Source organism: Kitasatospora sp. NPDC047058 (assembly GCF_040643935.1).
Taxonomy (GTDB): domain Bacteria; phylum Actinomycetota; class Actinomycetes; order Streptomycetales; family Streptomycetaceae; genus Kitasatospora.
The window spans coordinates 18,799-36,153 of the sequence record NZ_JBEYVJ010000021.1; the positions used below are offsets into that span (position 1 = coordinate 18,799).

A 17,355-nucleotide genomic window follows, 5' to 3' on the forward strand; every position below is an offset into this window, starting at 1 on the left:
GGGGAAGGCGACCCTCGTCCACAGCCTGGAGGTCCCGGTGACGACACGTGGAGTCCTGTACGTCCACTCCGCGCCCCGCGCGCTGTGCCCGCACGTCGAGTGGGCCGTCGCAGGGGTGCTCGGTGTACGGGTGAGTCTGGACTGGATCCGCCAGCCGGCCGCACCCGGGCACTGGCGCGCCGAGCTCTCCTGGCAGGGCGAGCCCGGTACGGCCTCGAAGCTCGCCTCCGCCCTGCGCGGCTGGCAGCTGATGCGGTACGAGGTCACCAGCGAGCCCTGCGCCACGGCGGAGGGCGAGCGCTACAGCAGCACGCCCACGCTCGGCATCTTCCACGCCGTCACGGGCATCCACGGCGACATCCTGATCCCCGAGGACCGGCTGCGCGCCGTCCTGCTCCGCGCCCGCAGCGAGGGGGCCGACCTGGAGGCGGAGATCTCCCGGCTGCTCGGCAAGCCCTGGGACGACGAGCTGGAGCCGTTCCGCTACGCCGGCGAGGGCGCCCCGGTGCGCTGGCTGCACCAGGTGGTCTGACACCGGCCCGGCACCTTCGGCCCGTCGCCTCCGGTCGGACACCGCCGGCCGGACGCGCCACCGGTCCGTCCGCCGTCGCGGGAAAGCCGGAAGGGGGCCGGCGCTCGTCCTGAGCGCCGGCCCCCTTCGCGTGCGGGATCAGACGGTGCGGAAGGCCAGCACCACGTTGTGGCCGCCGAAGCCGAACGAGTTGTTCAGCGCCGCGATCCGGCCCTCGGGCAGCGTGCGCGGCTCGTCCCGGACGATGTCCGCGTCCACGTCGTCGTCCAGGGCCTCGACGTTGATGGTCGGCGGGGCGGTCCGGCTGTGCAGGGCCAGCACGGTGGCGACGGTCTCGATGCCGCCGGCGCCGCCCAGCAGGTGGCCGGTCATCGACTTGGTGGCCGAGACGGCGATGTGGTCGAGGTGCTCGCCGAGCTCCTTGCGCAGCGCCTTCAGCTCGGCCGTGTCACCCTGCGGGGTCGAGGTGGCGTGCGCGTTGACGTGCACGATCTCGGCCTTGTCCAGCTCGTTGCGCTCGAACAGGTCGGCCAGCGCACGGGCCACGCCGGCGCCGGTCGGCTCCGGCTGGGCGATGTGGTGGGCGTCCGAGGACAGGCCCTGGCCCACGGCCTCGCAGTAGATGCGGGCGCCGCGCGCCTCGGCGTGCTCGACCGACTCCAGCACGACCACGCCCGCGCCCTCGCCGAGCACGAAGCCGTCGCGGCCCTTGTCGTACGGGCGGGAGGCGCGCTCGGGCTCGTCGTTGTTCTTGGACATCGCCATCATGTTGGCGAACGCGGCGATCGGCAGCGGGTGGATCGCGGCCTCGGTGCCGCCGGCCACCACGACGTCGGCGCGGCCGGTGCGGATCATCTCGATCGCGTAGCCGATGGCCTCGGCACCGGAGGCGCAGGCGGAGACGGGGGTGTGCACACCCGCGCGGGCGCCGACCTCCAGGCCGACGTTGGCCGCCGGGGAGTTGGGCATCAGCATCGGGACGGTGTGCGGGGAGACCTTGCGGGCGCCCTTGTCCTTCAGCACGTCGTACTGGTCGAGCAGGGTGGTGACGCCGCCGATGCCGGAGGCGATCACGGCGCCCAGGCGCTCGGGGGCCAGCTTCGACGACTCGTCGGTCGCCGGGGTCTCGTAGCCGGCGTCGGCCCAGGCCTCGCGGGCCGCGATCAGCGCGAACTGCGCCGAGCGGTCCAGCCGGCGGGCCAGCGGGCGGGGGAGGATCTCAGCCGGGTCGACGGCGGTGCGCGCGGCGATCCGGACGGGCAGGTCGGCCGCCCACTCCTCGGTCAGGGCAGCCACCCCGGAGCGCCCGGCGAGCAGGTTCTCCCAGGTGGTGGCGGCGTCGCCGCCCAGCGGCGTGAAGGCGCCGATACCCGTGACGACCACGGTACGGTTTTCAACGGTCACTGGATCTTCTTCTCTCACGTTCGTGCGGGATTGCGGCGGCGCGCCGGGGGGTGGGGCCCGGCCGGGCGCCCGGAGGGGCGTCCCGGCCGGCGGGTCGGCCGGCTCGGGGGGAGCCGGCCGACGTCAGGCGTCGATCGGGTCGAACGCTCAGGCGTTGGCGAGGATGTAGTCCACCGCGTCGCCGACGGTCTTCAGGTTCTTGACCTCGTCGTCCGGGATCTTCACGTCGAAGCGCTCCTCGGCGGCCACGACGACCTCGACCATGGACAGCGAGTCGACGTCCAGGTCATCGGTGAAGGACTTGTCGAGCTCGACGTCCTCGGTCGGGATGCCGGCGATCTCGTTGACGATCTCAGCGAGACCTTCCAGGACCTCGTCCTTGGTAGCCATACTGGCTGCTCCTCTTCGGTGTTGAATGCGGCCGCCCGGCGGACGGACGCAGGCTTTGTGGATGGTTGGGCGAAAAGTGCCTAGGGGAGCGTAACGACTGCCGCCGCGTAGACCAGACCCGCCCCGAACCCGATGATCAGGGCGAGGTCGCCGCTGCGGGCCTCGCCGCTCTCCAGCATGCGCTCCATCGCCAGCGGGATGGAGGCGGCGGAGGTGTTGCCGGTCTCGGTGATGTCGCGGGCGACCGGCACCGACTCCGGCAGCTTCAGCGCCTTGATCATGGCATCGGTGATGCGCATGTTGGCCTGGTGCGGGATGAACGCCCCGAGCTGGTCGGCGGTGATCCCGGCGGCGTCCAGCGCCTGCTGGGCCACCTTGGCCATCTCCCAGACCGCCCAGCGGAAGACCGTCTGGCCCTCCATCCGCAGGGCCGGCCACCTGGTCCCCTCGCCGGCGCCGTTGACGGCGTCCTCCTTGGCGAAGGCGGTGTCCCAGGCCTGGGTCTGCGAGATGACGTCCTTCTGGGAGCCGTCCGAACCCCAGATGACCTTGCCGATGCCGGGCGTGTCGGACGGGCCGACGATCGCGGCGCCGGCGCCGTCACCGAAGATGAAGGCGGTCGACCGGTCCGAGGTGTCGGTCAGGTCGCTGAGCCGCTCCACGCCGATCACCAGCACGTACTCGGCGCTGCCGCCGCGGATCATGCCGTCGGCCAGGCCCAGGCCGTAGCCGAAGCCGGCGCAGGCGGCCGAGATGTCGAAGGCCGGCGCGGTGCCGCAGCCCAGCCGCTCGGCGATCTCGGTGGCGATCGCGGGGGTCTGCTTGAGGTGCGACACGGTCGCGACGATCACGGCGCCGATCTGTGCGGCGTCGATCCCGGCGTGCGCGATGGCCTTGCCGGCGGCCTGCACCGACATCTCGGCGACGGACTCCTCCGGGCCGGCCCAGCGGCGCTCGGCGATCCCGCTGCGGGTGCGGATCCACTCGTCCGAGGAGTCGATCCAGTTCAGCACCTCGGCGTTCGGGATCACCCGGACGGGGCGGTAGCCGCCGACGCCGTGGATGCGCGCGTACTGGGCGCCGCCGACCGGCTTGATCTGGGGAGTGGTCATGCCTGGTTCTCCTCCTGCCCGCCGTGTTCCGCGACGAGCTCGCGGGCCTTGTCCAGGTCGGCGGGGGTCTTCAGGGCAAGCGTGGCCACACCCTTGAGGTTGCGCTTGACCAGTCCGGTGAGGGTGCCCGCGGGGGCGAGCTCGATGACGGCGGTCGCGCCCAGCCGCTGCAGGGTCTCCATGCAGAGGTCCCAGCGGACCGGGTTGGAGACCTGCGACACCAGGCGGTCCAGCACCTCGGCGCCGGAGGTCACGACCTGGCCGTCCCGGTTGGAGACGTAGGCGACCTTCGGGTCCTCGGCCGGCAGCGTCGGGGCCAGCTTGGCCAGCCGCTCGACACCGGGCGCCATGTGCTCGGTGTGGAACGCGCCCGCGACCTTGAGGGCGATCAGGCGGGCGCCGGCCGGCGGGTCCTCGCGCAGGGCGTCCAGCTGGGCCAGCGTGCCGGCGGCGACGATCTGGCCGCCGCCGTTGTTGTTGGCCGCGGTCAGGCCGTGTTCGGCCAGCTTGGCGGCGACGGCCTCGGCGTCGCCGCCGAGGACCGCGATCATGCCGGTCTCGGTGGCGGCGGCGGCCTCGGCCATGGCCAGGCTGCGCTCGCGGACGAAGGTCAGCGCGTCGTGGGCGGACAGCACCCCGGCACCGGCGGCGGCGGTGATCTCGCCGACGCTGTGGCCGGCCACGGCACCGACCACCCGACGGGCGTGGTCCTCGTCCGGGAACAGCGCGCGGGCGGTCACCAGGCCGGCGGCCACCAGCAGCGGCTGGGCGACGGCGGTGTCCTTGATCTCCTCGGCGGACGCCTCGGTTCCGGCGTGCACCAGGTCGAGCCCGGCGACCTCCGACCAGCCACGCAGGCGGTCGGCGACACCGTCGAGCTCCAGCCAGGGGCTGAGGAAACCGGGGGTCTGGGCACCCTGTCCAGGGGCGACGATTACGAGCACGGTTCAACCCTCTCTCGCCGGACGCCCGCGGGCGGGTAGGCGACGGTAACGAAGAAAAGCATCCGGGATTGTAAGGTCCCTACATCGAGGGTCAGCCCTGCTCCCCGGCCGCGGTGAGTCGTCCCAGCGCCAGTGCGATACGCAGCGTGAACGCCGAACGTACGTCGGACGGAGCGTAGCCCGTGACGTCAGTCACACGTCGGAGCCGGTAGCGCACCGTGTTGGGGTGGACGAAGAGCATCCGGGCGGCGCCCTCCAGCGAGGACGCCTGTTCCAGGTAGACACTCAAGGTCTCCAGGAGTGCCGAGCCGGCCTCGTCCAGCGGTGTGTAGATCTCCTCCACCAGCTGGCGGCGGGCCGCCTGGTCGCCGGCGAGCGCGCGCTCGGGCAGCAGGTCGTCCGCCAGGACCGGGCGGGGCGCGTCCGGCCAGGCGGCGCAGGCCCGCAGGCCGGCCGCGGCGGCGTGCGCCGAGCGGGTCGCCGAGAGCAGGTCGGGCACGGTCGGGCCGACCACCACCGGGCCCGGCGCGAACTGCCCGATCAGGGCGCGCGCCGCGTGCACCGGCTCCTTCTCGCCGCCGACCACCACCACCAGGCGCTTGCCCAGCACGCCGGTCAGCACGTGCAGCTTGGCGTACCGGGCGGCGCGGCGGATCGCCTCCACCACCAGCTCGCTGTCGCCGTCCGGGGCGCTGCCCATCACCACCCGGACCTGGCTCGGCTGGCCCCAGCCGAGCGCGGCGGCCCGGGACAGCACGCCCTCGTCCGCGTCGCCGGAGAGCAGCGAGTTGACGACCAGGGCCTCCAGCCGGGCGTCCCAGGCGCCGCGCGCCTCGGCCGCCTGGGCGTACACCTGGGCGGTGGCGAAGGCGATCTCGCGGGCGTAGACCAGCACGGACTCGCGCATGTCCGCCTCGTCGCCGGGGGCGGCCACCTCCTCGATGGCCTCCTCCATCACCTCGATCGTGGTGCGGATCAGCTCGACGGTCTGGCGCAGCGTGATCGCCCGGGTCAGCTCGCGCGGCGCGGTGCCGAACACGTCGGTGGAGATCGCCTGCGGGGTGTCGGGGTGCCGGTACCACTCGGTGAAGGCGGCGATGCCGGCCTGGGCGACCAGGCCGATCCAGGAGCGGTGCTCCGGCGGCATCCGCCGGTACCAGCCGAGCTGGTCGTCCATCCGCGCGATCGCCGCGGTGGCCAGCTTGCCCGCGGACTTCTCCAGCCGCTTGAGCGTCGCGGCCCGGCGCTCGGCCCGCTCGGCGGCGAGTCTGCGCTCCTGGGCGGTCAGGCGTGGCGCCGCGCGGCCGGGACGGTCACGGCCCGCCCCGGGGGTCGGGCCCTTCCCGTTCTTCTCGGGCTCGGCGGTCGGATCGCTCTTGGAGTTCGCGGATGCGGCTGGCACAAGGACAAGACTGCCTCACCGGAGTGACTGCTCGTGCACGCCCCCCGGCGGAGCGGCACGGTGGCGCCCGTTACACCGTGCGCGCCGCGGGGCGCGCCGGAGCCGGCGGCGCCTGCCGGCCGCCGGCCCGGGGAGGCGCGGCGGCGCCGGGTCCGGAGCGCCCGGAACGGGCCTTCGCGCACGTTACCGTGGGGCCGTGACCGACGCCCCCGCCCGCCCCCGCGCCGACCTGCGCCGCACCGCCGAGCGCTACCTCTCCGCCCCGGCCGAGGGCATCGAGACCAGACACGCGTTCTCCTTCTCGGGCCACTACGACCCGAAGAACACGCACTTCGGCGCGCTGCTGGCGTGCAACGAGGAGCGGCTCGCCCCCGGCGCGGGGTTCGACGAGCACCGGCACCGGGACACCGAGATCCTCACCTGGGTGCTGGAGGGCGCGCTCGCCCACCGCGACTCCCGGGGCCACAGCGGCGTGGTCCGCCCCGGCATGCTGCAGCACCTGAGCGCCGGCTCCGGCGTCACCCACACCGAGCGCAACGTCGGCGGTGCCGCGGGGCCGGTCCGCTTCGTCCAGATGTGGCTCCAGCCGGACGTGTTCGACGCGCCCCCGGCGTACGCGCTGCGCCGGGTGGAACCGGCGGACGACGGGTTGACGCTGCTCGCCTCCGGCCTGGAGCGGGACGCCGGCACGGACGCCCTGCGGCTGCGCCGCAGCGACGCCGCGCTCTGGCTGGCCACCGCCGGCCCCTGGCAGCCGCTGCCCGTACTCCCGGCCGCCGACTGGCGGTACGCGCACCTGACGGCCGGTTCGCTCGGCTACCGCACGGTGCCCGGGCCGCAGGGCGGCGGGCGTTCGATGGTGCCCGGCGACAGCGTCCGGATCACCGGCGACGCCTTCGCCGACCCGACGGCCGGCGAAGACGGTGCCCAGCTGCTGCTCTGGGAGATGCACTCCCCGGTCGCGTACGGCTGACGGGCCTGTCCTAGCTACGCAGTTCGGCCAGGACGGCGTCGCCGAGGACCGGCCAGACCTCGGCGGCCCACGGCCCGAAGTCCCGGTCGGTCAGCGCGATGCAGGCGACGCCGGCCTCCGGGTCCACCCAGAGGAAGGTGCCGGACTGGCCGAAGTGGCCGAAGGTGGCGGGCGAGTTGGTGGTCCCGGTCCAGTGCGGCGCCTTGCCGTCGCGGATCTCGAAGCCGAGGCCCCAGTCGTTCGGCCGGCGGTGGCCGAAGCCGGGCAGCACGCCGCTGGTGCCGGGGAAGGCGACCTCGCGGGTGGCGGCGCGCACGGTGGACGGGTCCAGCAGCTTGGGCGCCTGCAGCTCGGCCGCGAACAGCGCGAGGTCGGCCACCGTGGAGAGGCCGCCGGCGCCGGCCGGGGACTTGTGCGCGGTGTTGATCAGCGTCGACCGCATGCCGAGCGGCTCGAACACGGCCTCGGCGGCGTACCGGCCGAACTCGATGCCCGCGGCCTGCTGGAGGGTCTGCGCCAGCACGTCGAAGCCGGCGTTGGAGTAGAGCCGGCGGTTGCCCGGCTCGGCCATCGTCCGGTGCTCGTCGAAGGCCAGCCCCGAGGTGTGCGCCAGCAGGTGGCGGACGGTGGAGCCCTCCGGGCCGGCCGGGTCGTCCAGCTCGAAGACGCCCTCCTCGACCGCGACCAGCACGGCGTACGAGGTGAGCAGCTTGGTCACCGACGCCAGCGGGAACAGGTGGTCCTGCGGGCCGTGCCCGCCCAGCACCGCGCCGTCCGCGCCCCGCACGACGGCCGCCGCCGCGTGGGGCACCGGCCAGGTCTCGATCATCCGCAAGCTCTCCATGCGCCCGACTCTAACGGGACCTCCCGGCCGTTCCCGCGGGCCGCCCAGCCGGGTGGTCCGGGCACCCGGCTGGCAGGCTTGCTTCGAGTGCACTCCAACTCGCTAGCGTCGTGCCTGCTCGTCCGAAGCGGGCCGCTCACCACTGGGGGTTCCGGTCATGGCAACACTCGCTCCGATCAAGGTCGACATGCGGACGTGCTCCGAGGTGTTCAGCAGCCCGGTCGGCGAACCGGACCGCACCCCGCGGCACAGCATCAGCGAGGTCGCGGCGGCCAGCGGACTGACCGCCCACACCCTGCGCTGGTACGAGCGGATCGGCCTGCTCGACCCGGTCGACCGCTCCGCCTCCGGCCGGCGCAGCTACTGCGACGCCGACCTGCACCGGCTGGCCTTCCTGGGCCGGCTGCGGCTGACCGGCATGACGGTGGCCGACATGCTCAAGTACGTCGAACTGGCCCGTCTCGGCGAGCAGACCTTCGAGGACCGGCGCGACCTGCTGCTCGCCCACCGCGAGGAGGTCCGGCAGAGGATCGCCGACCTGCACGCGACCCTCGCCGTCCTCGACTACAAGATCGACCTCTACGCCGGGAAGATCGCCGACCGCGGCGGACCGGCGGACCTCCCGCAGACTCCGCAGAGGAAGCAGACCGCATGAGCCTCCCCACTCTCCCCACCGCGCAGCTCGGCACCGACGGTTCGGCCGTCGGCGTGCAGGGCCTCGGGTGCATGGGCATGAGCGAGTTCTACGGCCCGACCGACACCTCCGAGGCGCTGGCCACCCTGGACGCCGCCCTCGAACGCGGTGTCACCCTCTTCGACACCGCGGACGCCTACGGCTTCGGCCGCAACGAGGAGCTGATCGGCCCCTTCGTCCGCGCCAACCGCGACCGGGTGGTGCTCGCCACCAAGTTCGCCATCGAGCGCCGGGAGGACGACCCGGGGCACCGCGGCATCCGCAACGACCCGGCGTACGTCCGCGCCGCCGTGGACGCCTCGCTGCGCCGGCTCGGCGTGGACGTGATCGACCTCTACTACATGCACCGCCGTGACCCGGCCGTGCCGCTGGCCGAGTCGGTCGGCGCGATGGCCGAGCTGGTGCGGGCGGGCAAGGTGCGCCACCTCGGGCTCTCCGAGGTGACCGGCGCCGAGCTGCGCGAGGCGTACGCGGTGCACCCGATCGCCGCCCTGCAGTCGGAGTGGTCGGTGTTCGCCCGGGACGTCGAGCGCTCGGCGGTGCCGGCCGCGGCCGAGCTGGGCGTCGCCTTCGTGCCGTACTCCCCGCTCGGGCGGGGCTTCCTGACCGGTTCGTTCGCCGCCGCCGAGGAGCTCGCCGCGGACGACATCCGGCGCAGCCAGCCGCGGTTCTCCGGCGGCAACGCGGCGGCCAACACCGGGCTGCTCGGCCCGCTCCGGGCGATCGCCGGGACACGCGGGATCACCCCCGCCCAGGTGGCGCTCGCCTGGGTCCAGCAGCGGGCCGAGGTGCACGGGCTGACGGTGGTTCCGATCCCCGGCACCCGCAAGCGCACCCGGCTCGCCGAGAACACCGCCGCCGCGACGCTGCGGCTGGACGCCGGGGAGCTGGCCGCGCTGGAGCCGGTGGCCGGCCTGGTCGCCGGCGACCGCTACCCGGACATGGCCTTCACCTCGGTCGGCCGGGAGTAGCCGGGGCGGAGCCCCGGCCCCGGGAGCGGCTGCTCCCGGGCCCGCCGCGGCCCGCACGCGCGGCCGGGACCCCGCCGCTCAGAGCTCGCGGCCCAGCCAGGCGGCCAGCCGGGTGTAGGCGTCCGCGCCCGCCGGTGCGGGCCGCACCTCGCCGAACGGCACCGGGCCGCCGCGGCGGTCGGCCGGCAGGACGGCCAGGGCGATCCCCAGCGCGACCTCGGCCAGCTGCTCGTCCAGGGCGGTCCCGCTGCGCAGCGCCCGGGCGATGTCCCAGGAGTGGGTGACCACCTCCATCACGTACCCGCCGACGGCGGCCCGGCCCGGGACCTCGCCCCAGGGCGCGAAGGACGGGCGGTCCAGCTTGGCGTCGTCCGCCCAGGCGGCGGTGGCCCGGGCGCGGGCCCGGGCGAAGGCGGCCGGCCACGCGTCGTCCGGCAGGTCGCCGGTGGCCGCCACGACGTCCTCGGCCCGGCCGCCCTCGCCGATGTAGGCGAAGCGGTGCACGCCGCCGACCACGTGGCCGAGCAGCTGCCGCAGGTCGTACTCGGTGCAGGGGGTGGAGCGGCCCAGCGCGTCCGGCGTCACCTCGGCGATCAGCTTCTCCAGCTGGCCGAGCGCGAGGAGGTACAGCGGGCGGGGGTCCTGGGTGGTGTCCATGCGGGGTCAACTCCATCGGTACGGAAGGTCTTTCGTCTTCTGGGAGGCAATCTCCCGGTAAAACCTGACAACCGCCGTCAGGCTTTCTGGGATCCTTCCGGCATGAAGGCCGACCGCCTGCTCTCGATACTGCTGCTGCTCCAGACGCGCGGCCGGGTGTCCGCCACCGAATTGGCCGAACGGCTGGAGGTGTCGGTCCGCACCATCTACCGCGACGTGGAGGCGCTCTCGGCGGCCGGGGTCCCGGTCTACACCGAGCGCGGCCGGCACGGCGGGATCGCGCTGCTGCCCGGCTACCGCACCGACGTCAGCGGTCTCACCGCGGACGAGGCGCGGGCCCTGTTCGTGCTCTCCGCCCAGGGCGCGCACAGCGACCTCGGGCTGGACGGTGCGCTGGGCTCGGCGCTGCGCAAGGTGATGGCCGCGCTGCCCGCCCCGCACCGCCCGGCCGCCGAGCGGATCAGCGAGCGGGTGCTCGTCGACCCGGCCCGCTGGCTGCAGCCCGGGGTGCCCGCCGGGCCGGACCTCGGCGAGCTGCAGCACGCCGTCTTCGCCGACCGCCGGCTGCGGCTGCGCTACCGCCACAGCGGTACGCCGGTGCCGGTGGAGTACACCGTCGACCCGTACGGCCTGGTCTCCAAGGCCGCGGTCTGGTACCTGGTGGCCGATCTGCAGGGGGAGCCCCGGCTGTTCCGGGCCGATCGGGTGCTGGCCGCCGAGACCGTCGAGGACCCGGTGCGGCGCCGTCCGGGGGTGGGGCTCGGCGAGGTCTGGACGGTGCTGCGCGAGCAGGTCGAGCGGCTGCCGAAGGAGGTGCCGGTGAAGGTGCGGGTGCGGCGCGCCCGGCTGGACATGTTCGTCCGGATCCACGGCGCCCGGATCACCGCGCCGCCGCCCGAGCCGTCCTGCACCGGGCCCGGGGGCGGGGAGGAGTGGATGGAGCTGGCGATGGCCTTCCAGTCGCTGCCTGCCGTCCGCGCGCTGCTGGCCTTCGGTGCGGACGCCGAGGTGCTGGCGCCGCCCGCGGCCCGCCGCGAGCTGGCCCGGGCCGCCGCCGAAGCGGCCCGGCTCTACCGGGAGGGTTAGCGACGGTCGGGGGCGGCCGGCGGCCGTGCGGCTCAGGCGTCCGCGGCGGGGCGGACCACGTCCTCGTAGTGGCCGAGCGAGATGGCCGCGAAGTTGTGCAGGCTGTCGGTGCCCTCGGTGAAGTAGCCGTTGTGGCCGGAGGAGCGGGCCGAGGAGATCTGCTCGGAGCCGAAGTCGGCCGAGGTGGGGTCGGCGCCGTGGCCGAGCCCGCCGACCTCCAGGTACGGCACGTTGCTGATCCAGTCGCTGCCGTTGCGGGTGGCCCAGACGTGGACGCCGGTGCCCAGTTCGGCGGTGCTCTGCACGCCCATGCCGGGGCTGCCGAAGACCATCAGGTCGGTGACCCCGGAGGTGTCGGACGGCGAGGAGGCCGCCCGCGGGATCTCGGGGGCGGCGCTGCCGCAGACCACCGAGCCGTAGGAGTGGCAGAGCAGGGACGGCGGCGCGTCCGGCCGGGTGGTCTCCTTGAGCCCGGCGAGCAGCCGCTCCAGCCGGGGTGCGCCGACGTCGGCGAGCCGGGAGGTGACGGCGTCCGGCCCGAGGCCGGAGGGCGTGACGTAGCCGGTCCAGGAGATCACCGCGGTCCGGGTGCCGGGGGCCTGCCGGTGCTGCTCGGCGTACAGCGCGCGGGCCATTCCGGCGGGGGAGCGCAGCGGCTCGACCGCCTGGTCGTGGTGGCCGAGGTCGGCGTCCGAGCCGGGGACGAGCACGGAGATCCGGTCGGCGTTCCCGAGGTCGCCCCAGACCTCGGTGACCAGGCCGCGGCCGCGCGGGTCGAAGGCGAGGACCTGGCGCTCGGGGGCGAGCAGGTGCTCGACGTCGTTGGCGCGGGAGACGGCCAGCGCCCGCAGGTCGGAGTCGAGGTTCTGGTCGGCGGCGCGGGCCCGGGCGGCGTCGCGTTCGGCGGTGAGCGCGATCCGGTTGGCGCGGTAGCGCAGCTCGACCGGGGCGCCGTCGAAGTTGCCGACCACCAGCGGGTAGTCCTGGATCAGCCGGTCCAGCTCGGTGGGCGCCAGCGAGGCGAAGAACTCGGCGGCGGCGGCCGGCGTGGTGGCGGCCGGATCGGGCAGGGAACGCCCGAAGGAGTGGTCCTGGACCCAGGCGGCACTGCCGGCCGGGGGTGTGGAGATCGCGAGCTGCTCGGTGGAGGCGGCGGCCTGGGCCGCGGCGGCGCCGGCATCGGCGAGCACGGCGCATCCTGCGAACGCACCGATCAGTACATGCTTCCACCGCCGACGGCGCATCGCGTCAACTCCCTTGGGGCCCGTGACCGTTCCACGGGCGGGGCCCGGAGGGTGGTACGCCTGCCAACTTCGACTGCCAACTTCCCTGGGCCAGCCTAGGGGCCCGCAGGGAGGACCGGGCCGCCTCAAACTGTGGGATGGATCACATGAACCGGAGGCATCCGGCCGGCGTCTCCGGTCTTTACCGGCCGGTTCAGATGTCGGCACCGGCGTCGGCCCCGCTGTCGGTACCAACGTCGGTACCTGCGTCGAACTCCCGGACCAGCCGCCTGGGCGCCGCCCGCCGCCAGGCCTCGGCCAGCAGGCCCTGCAGCTCCTCCCGGTCGACCAGGTCGAGCCGGACGCCGACCCAGCCGTGGCGGCCGACGTACTTGGGGTACGAGAAGACCTCGGGATCGGCGGCGATCAGTTCGGCCTGGTCCTCCCGGGAGGCCTTGACGCTCACGGTGCCGCCGTCCGGGGAGCCCATCGCGAAGATCTTCTCCCGGACCCGAAGGGTCTCGATCTCCCAGGTGGGCTGCTGCTCGGCCTCGGGCAGGGCGAGCGCCAGCGCCCGGAACTCGTCGAACGTCACCATGGGGGCAGCGTAGGCCAAGGCTCCGACAGGCCGCCCCCGGTACGCGCGGCGCACCGGGGGCGGCCTTCCGGCGGTCCGTCAGAGCAGCGAAGCCCAGGCGTCGCAGGAGCGGTCGCCCGCGACCTGCCGGTCCGGGTGGCCGCTGCCGTCGGCCACGGTGATCCGGCGGTACCGCTGGCCCGAGAAGACCCAGAACTCGCTCTGGCCGCCGACCCGCTGGCAGTCGGGGACGGGCAGGAAGCAGTCCACCCGGTCGAGCCCGTTCAGCGAGCCCCACTGGGAGAGCTCACGGTCGGTGCGCTCGCGCACGTCGGTGTGGGCGGAGCCGTCGGCGATGGAGACCAGCCGGTACTGCTGGCGGCCGCCGGTGGTGTGGAACACCCAGTACCAGCTCTTGCCGCCGACCCGCTGCTGGTCGGGCACCGGCAGCCAGCAGTCGGCCTGGCCGACGCCGCTTAGCGAGCCCCACGCGGTGAGGTCGCGGTCCGGGCGCTCCAGCGCGGTGCTGTGGCCGCCGGTGCCGCAGGTGATCGAGACGGCCCGGTACTGCTGCGGACGGCCGGCGATGCTGTGGAACACCCAGTACCAGCTCTTGCCGCCCGGGTTCTGCAGGTCGGGCATGGGCAGGATGCAGTCGACCCGGCCGACGCCCTGCAGACAGCTCCAGGTGGTCAGCCAGGTGTCGTCCTCGACCTTGCGGTCGGCGTGGCCGGAGCCGTCGGCCACCGAGACCAGCCGGCACCGGTCGCCGTGGAACGCCCAGTACTGGCTCTGCCCGCCGCGGCGCTGCTGGTCCGGGACGGCGAGGAACTCGTCGCACGGGTACGCCTTCACGGGCTGCGGCGTGGGCTGCGGACGGCCGCCGTCCTGCTCCTGGGCCGTGGCCTGCCCGCCGCGGGGGGTGAGCTGTCCGTCGGCGAGCGCCTTGAGGACGCTGAGGGACGGCATGAAGGCGTACACCGAGCCGGTGGTCTGGACGAACTGCAGGAAGCCGACCGGGGTGTGCTTGACCAGGCCGTCCGGCTCCCGGTTCTCGAAGTCGACGTCGGGGGCCTCCTGGGTGACCGGGTCCTTGCCGGGCACCGGCCTGGGGTTGGCGTGCCCGGGCGGCGTGGTCCCGCCGCTGTCCCGGTTCGGCGGGAAGTTCGGCTGGTCCATCCAGTCGGCCTGGATGAACTCGAACTGCCGCTGGATGTCCGCCTGGTAGCAGATGAAGAGCAGCCCGCGCGGGTCGTCGGGGCCGCCCGGGCCCTCGGAGGCCGGGTCGAACGGGGCCCCGTACGGGGTGCCGCGGCGCATGATCCGCCGGCCGTCGAGGACGCCGGCGTCGAACGGGGGCTTGTCGGGGCTCTCCTGCAGGCCGGCCCGCGGGCTGGTCTTGCGCAGGTGCGACCAGAGCGGGGTGACCAGGCCCTCGGGGTCGTCCCGGAAGTCGAAGTCGTTGTCCGAGGCGGCGCCCGGGTTGTTCGGGACGTCTCGGTCCTGGTGGTGGCAGACCGGGGCGCCCGAGCGCCAGCGGCCGACCATCCGGGCGGCGAGCCACTCGGTGGTGGCGCTCTCCGGGACGGCCTTGGCCTGCTTGAGCTCCCGCAGCTTGACCGAGACCTGCGACCACCAGCCGGGGACGTCCTGGGCGAGCCGGCGGACCACCTGGAAGGAGCCGTTGCGCGCCCACGCGGGGAAGTCGGTGAAGCTGCCCGGTGCGGGCACCTCGCCGCAGACGAACTCGCCGGCCGCGATGATCCGGGTGCCCGGGTGGCCCTCCACCTCCTCGGGTCTGGCCGGGTCCGGCCGGTCGAAGAACCTGACGCCCGGCTCGCTGATGCCGTCCTTGAAGCCGAAGTGCTCCTTGCCGCGGCGGCTGCCCGTCAGGGTCTGGGCGTTCTGCTGGTAGATGATCAGGACGCGGTTCTCGGCGGCCGCGATGCGCTGGGCCTCGATCGCGGCCTGCAGGTCCTGCTCGGTGTCCGCGGAGATCTTGAGGAGGGCGTGGATCGGCTGGTTCCTGCCGTTGCCGAAGAGCCAGTTCTCCGGGGAGTTGTCGCCGGTGTCGCCGAGCGCCCCGGCCCGCTTGGCCGAACCCTCCTTGAACGCCTCCAGGCCGCTGCCGACCGGCGGGGGCACCGGGAACGGGTCGGTGGCGGAGAGCATCCGCAGGCCTTCGTAGGTGAAGCTGACGCCCAGCCAGGTGGCCTTGAGCGTCTTCGGGTCGTCGCCGCCCGAGGACTTGCGGGCCTCGCTGAACGCCTCGTTGAACGCGGTGACCTCGCGGGTGGTCGAGATCTGCGGGACCAGCCGGCGGACCCAGTCGCGGGCCCGGGTGGCGTCCTCGAACTTGAGGAGGAGGACGCTGACGTTGTCCTTCTTGAAGCCGGCGAGGATGTCGCCCTGGATCTCTTCGCTCTCGCGGAGTCTCAGATCCGTTGCCATGGTGTTCGGTGTTCCTTCCGGGTGGTGGGGGTCAGGCCGAGGAGCTGAGCTGGATCCACTGCGCGACGCTGGGCACGCCCTGGTCGTCGAGGAGGAAGAGCATGTACCAGCCGGGCGGCGCGGCCTTGGCGTCCGGCGGCGCCTGGAACTCCAGCCGGTTGCCGGCCCGGCTGGTGAGCCGCAGGTCGATGTGGCGCTGGCTGGTGTTGACCGAGTGGGTCGAGGTGGTCGGCGACAGCAGGACGGCCTTCGAGACGAGGCCCGGGGTCGTGCTGGTGACGGTGAACCGCTTGTCGTAGCCGACCGGGGCGGTGGGCGCGTTGCCCAGCTGGGGCCGGTCGCCCTGGTGCAGGTAGGCGGGCTCGTAGATCTCGATGGTGCCGTTCATGGTGACCGGGCCGGTGGTGCCGGGGACGCCGCTCACCGTGCCGTTGACGTCCGGGTTGTTGGCGAGCTGCTGGAGCTCGTCACCGGTCACCATGACCCGCCCGTCGGGCAGCACGACGGCGTTGGAGTGGTAGCCGCGCGGCAGCCGCTGGACCGGGCCGAGCTTCCAGTTGCCCTGGTCGTCGCGGAGCTCGATCTGGCGGTACTTGAGGTCGGCGTTGGGGTTGTAGGGGCCGTTGCCGTAGTCGCGGATGTCGTACGCGCCGTTGACGGTCAGCAGTCTGCCGTTGGGCAGCAGGACGGTGTCGTCCTGGGTGCGGCCGAAGGCGCGGGACTTCTCGGCGGTCCAACTGCCGTTGGAGAAGCGCAGGGTGCTCGGGTTGTCGCGGTCGCCGCCGAGGACCAGCGCGGAGTCGGGGCCGTTGACGCCGCCGGGCAGCGGGACGGCCGAGCCGTAGTTGCGCTTGCGGCCGTCCGGGCGGGCGGTCAGGTCGCTGCGGGACTCGGCGACCGGGTCGAACCTCCACTGTTCGGCGGCCTGCCGGCCGAAGCCGTAGACGTTGCCGTCGTTGAGCGAGAACAGGTGGGGGTAGTCCAGGCTGAACGGGGCGTCCGCCTTGAACCGGTCGACCGGGTTCCTGGGGACGTCGGACTTGCGCTGCGGCACCGGGAAGGCCTTGGCGGGGAAGCGTTCCACCACCGGGGTCGGGGTGCCCCAGCCGAGCTCGGACTGGCCGGACATGATCAGCTGCCGGCCGTCGGCGCCGGTCACCACCGAGGGGTACCAGCGGCCGACCGACATGTCGGGGTTCCTGGTCCAGGTCTCGGTCCAGGGGTCGAAGATCAGCGAGAGCTTGGCGCCGGTGCCGCCGTTGCCGCCCAGGTTGCCGCCGAAGACGCCGAGCATGCCGTTGGGCAGGAAGGAGTGCCCGGAGCAGAAGAACGGCGCGGGCCGGGGCTGGTCGAGGCCGTCCGGCATGTCGACGTCCGGCGGGGTGACCTGCTTGAAGGCGTCCTTGCCGTAGCCCTTGGCCGGGTCCCAGAGGAACGCCCGGCCGGCGTTCTCGGTGCCGGTGGTCTGGGTCGGCGCGGGCTCCTTCTCCGGGTTGGTCTCGATCCGTTCGAAGGAGAACAGCAGCACCTTGCCGGTCGGCAGCAGGGCGACGTGGTCGCCGAAGTCCGGCGAGGGGAAGTACTGGTTGAACCCGCCGAAGGTGGCCTTGTCGAAGGCGGCGTTGGTGGTGGCCTGGGAGTCCGTCAGCGCCTTGAGCCGGTTGGTCCGGGTGGTCTGCGGGTAGTCGCCGACGCCCCGGACGGCCGCGCGCATCCGGGCGTGCTCCTCGGCGTGCTCCTGGCCGAGTGCCGCGACCTCGTCGTCCCGCATCTCGGCCAGCACCCGGGGCGCGGTGACGTGCGGGGCGGGGTCGTCGCCCCCGCCGTGGGCGGGAACCAGGGCGAGGGCGGGGGCGGCGGCGGTCAGGACGGTGCCGGTGGTCAGCGCGCAGACCACGGCGGTGGCGACGCCGGTCAGCCGGCGGCGGGCCCGCGGCCGGGACAGCGGCCGCGGTGAGGACGGGGACATGGGACTCCTCGGGGAGGGGAGGTCGGGAGAGGGGGCCGGCGGGCGCGGGCGGACGGGCCGTGGGCGGGCGCGGGCGCAGCGGTCGTTGCCGACCGTCACAGAACATCACAGTGCGTGGTGGTTCGC

16 protein-coding genes are annotated in these 17,355 nt (G+C 73.9%); 5 read left to right on the forward strand and 11 right to left on the reverse strand.

The window, feature by feature from the left end:
* Positions 1 to 37 precede the first annotated feature (37 nt).
* On the forward strand, positions 38 to 532 hold the full coding sequence (locus tag ABZ885_RS05305; protein WP_238740953.1) for a DUF3145 domain-containing protein: 495 nt from the start codon (positions 38 to 40) through the stop codon (positions 530 to 532).
* Between the two features lie 138 nt (positions 533 to 670).
* Here ABZ885_RS05305 and fabF read toward each other — a convergent pair whose 3' ends face one another.
* The 5 genes from fabF to ABZ885_RS05330 form a co-directional block, all read right to left on the reverse strand.
* Positions 671 to 1,936, reverse strand: a complete 1,266-nt coding sequence (fabF, locus tag ABZ885_RS05310; RefSeq protein WP_360183574.1) for a beta-ketoacyl-ACP synthase II — start codon at positions 1,934 to 1,936, stop codon at positions 671 to 673.
* 147 nt (positions 1,937 to 2,083) lie between these two features.
* Positions 2,084 to 2,326 carry an acyl carrier protein gene (locus tag ABZ885_RS05315; RefSeq protein WP_360183576.1) on the reverse strand — a complete coding sequence of 81 codons (243 nt, stop codon included), beginning with the start codon at positions 2,324 to 2,326 and terminating at the stop codon, positions 2,084 to 2,086.
* A gap of 80 nt (positions 2,327 to 2,406) precedes the next feature.
* Positions 2,407 to 3,438 carry a beta-ketoacyl-ACP synthase III gene (locus ABZ885_RS05320; protein WP_360183578.1) on the reverse strand — a complete coding sequence of 344 codons (1,032 nt, stop codon included), beginning with the start codon at positions 3,436 to 3,438 and terminating at the stop codon, positions 2,407 to 2,409.
* A complete protein-coding gene (locus ABZ885_RS05325; protein WP_360183580.1) occupies positions 3,435 to 4,382 on the reverse strand; it encodes an ACP S-malonyltransferase in 948 nt (315 codons plus the stop codon). The genes ABZ885_RS05320 and ABZ885_RS05325 overlap by 4 nt, the downstream gene beginning before the upstream one ends.
* A gap of 91 nt (positions 4,383 to 4,473) precedes the next feature.
* The gene (locus tag ABZ885_RS05330; protein ID WP_360183615.1) at positions 4,474 to 5,670 is read right to left on the reverse strand and encodes a helix-turn-helix domain-containing protein; all 1,197 of its coding nucleotides are present in this window, start codon (positions 5,668 to 5,670) and stop codon (positions 4,474 to 4,476) included.
* Between the two features lie 310 nt (positions 5,671 to 5,980).
* On the opposite strand from ABZ885_RS05330, the gene ABZ885_RS05335 reads away from it, so the two are divergent.
* Positions 5,981 to 6,757, forward strand: a complete 777-nt coding sequence (locus tag ABZ885_RS05335; protein WP_360183581.1) for a pirin family protein — start codon at positions 5,981 to 5,983, stop codon at positions 6,755 to 6,757.
* A 10-nt stretch (positions 6,758 to 6,767) separates the two neighbouring features.
* Here ABZ885_RS05335 and ABZ885_RS05340 read toward each other — a convergent pair whose 3' ends face one another.
* Positions 6,768 to 7,601, reverse strand: a complete 834-nt coding sequence (locus ABZ885_RS05340; RefSeq protein ID WP_360183583.1) for a serine hydrolase domain-containing protein — start codon at positions 7,599 to 7,601, stop codon at positions 6,768 to 6,770.
* A gap of 187 nt (positions 7,602 to 7,788) precedes the next feature.
* Between ABZ885_RS05340 and ABZ885_RS05345 the strand changes: the two genes are divergently transcribed.
* Positions 7,789 to 8,256: a MerR family transcriptional regulator gene (locus ABZ885_RS05345; RefSeq protein WP_360183617.1), complete on the forward strand. Its 468-nt coding sequence runs from the start codon at positions 7,789 to 7,791 to the stop codon at positions 8,254 to 8,256.
* The gene (locus tag ABZ885_RS05350; protein ID WP_360183585.1) at positions 8,253 to 9,266 is read left to right on the forward strand and encodes an aldo/keto reductase; all 1,014 of its coding nucleotides are present in this window, start codon (positions 8,253 to 8,255) and stop codon (positions 9,264 to 9,266) included. The genes ABZ885_RS05345 and ABZ885_RS05350 overlap by 4 nt, the downstream gene beginning before the upstream one ends.
* 78 nt (positions 9,267 to 9,344) lie before the next feature.
* Here ABZ885_RS05350 and ABZ885_RS05355 read toward each other — a convergent pair whose 3' ends face one another.
* Positions 9,345 to 9,923, reverse strand: coding sequence for a TIGR03086 family metal-binding protein (locus ABZ885_RS05355; protein ID WP_360183587.1), 579 nt, complete (start codon positions 9,921 to 9,923; stop codon positions 9,345 to 9,347).
* A gap of 102 nt (positions 9,924 to 10,025) precedes the next feature.
* Here ABZ885_RS05355 and ABZ885_RS05360 point away from each other — a divergent pair, with 102 nt between their 5' ends.
* On the forward strand, positions 10,026 to 11,009 hold the full coding sequence (locus tag ABZ885_RS05360) for a YafY family protein (protein WP_360183589.1): 984 nt from the start codon (positions 10,026 to 10,028) through the stop codon (positions 11,007 to 11,009).
* Positions 11,010 to 11,041: 32 nt separating this feature from the next.
* Here the strand turns inward: ABZ885_RS05360 and ABZ885_RS05365 are convergent, their stop codons facing one another.
* The 4 genes from ABZ885_RS05365 to ABZ885_RS05380 all read right to left on the reverse strand — a co-directional run bounded on the left by ABZ885_RS05365 (position 11,042) and on the right by ABZ885_RS05380 (position 17,229).
* The gene (locus ABZ885_RS05365) at positions 11,042 to 12,199 is read right to left on the reverse strand and encodes an alpha/beta hydrolase (protein ID WP_360183591.1); all 1,158 of its coding nucleotides are present in this window, start codon (positions 12,197 to 12,199) and stop codon (positions 11,042 to 11,044) included.
* Between the two features lie 247 nt (positions 12,200 to 12,446).
* Positions 12,447 to 12,830: an MmcQ/YjbR family DNA-binding protein gene (locus tag ABZ885_RS05370; protein WP_360183593.1), complete on the reverse strand. Its 384-nt coding sequence runs from the start codon at positions 12,828 to 12,830 to the stop codon at positions 12,447 to 12,449.
* A gap of 78 nt (positions 12,831 to 12,908) precedes the next feature.
* Positions 12,909 to 15,260 (reverse strand): Dyp-type peroxidase, encoded by a 2,352-nt coding sequence (locus ABZ885_RS05375; RefSeq protein WP_360183595.1) that lies wholly within the window; start codon positions 15,258 to 15,260, stop codon positions 12,909 to 12,911.
* Positions 15,261 to 15,291: 31 nt separating this feature from the next.
* Positions 15,292 to 17,229, reverse strand: a complete 1,938-nt coding sequence (locus ABZ885_RS05380) for a galactose oxidase early set domain-containing protein (protein ID WP_360183597.1) — start codon at positions 17,227 to 17,229, stop codon at positions 15,292 to 15,294.
* Positions 17,230 to 17,355: the final 126 nt, after the last annotated feature.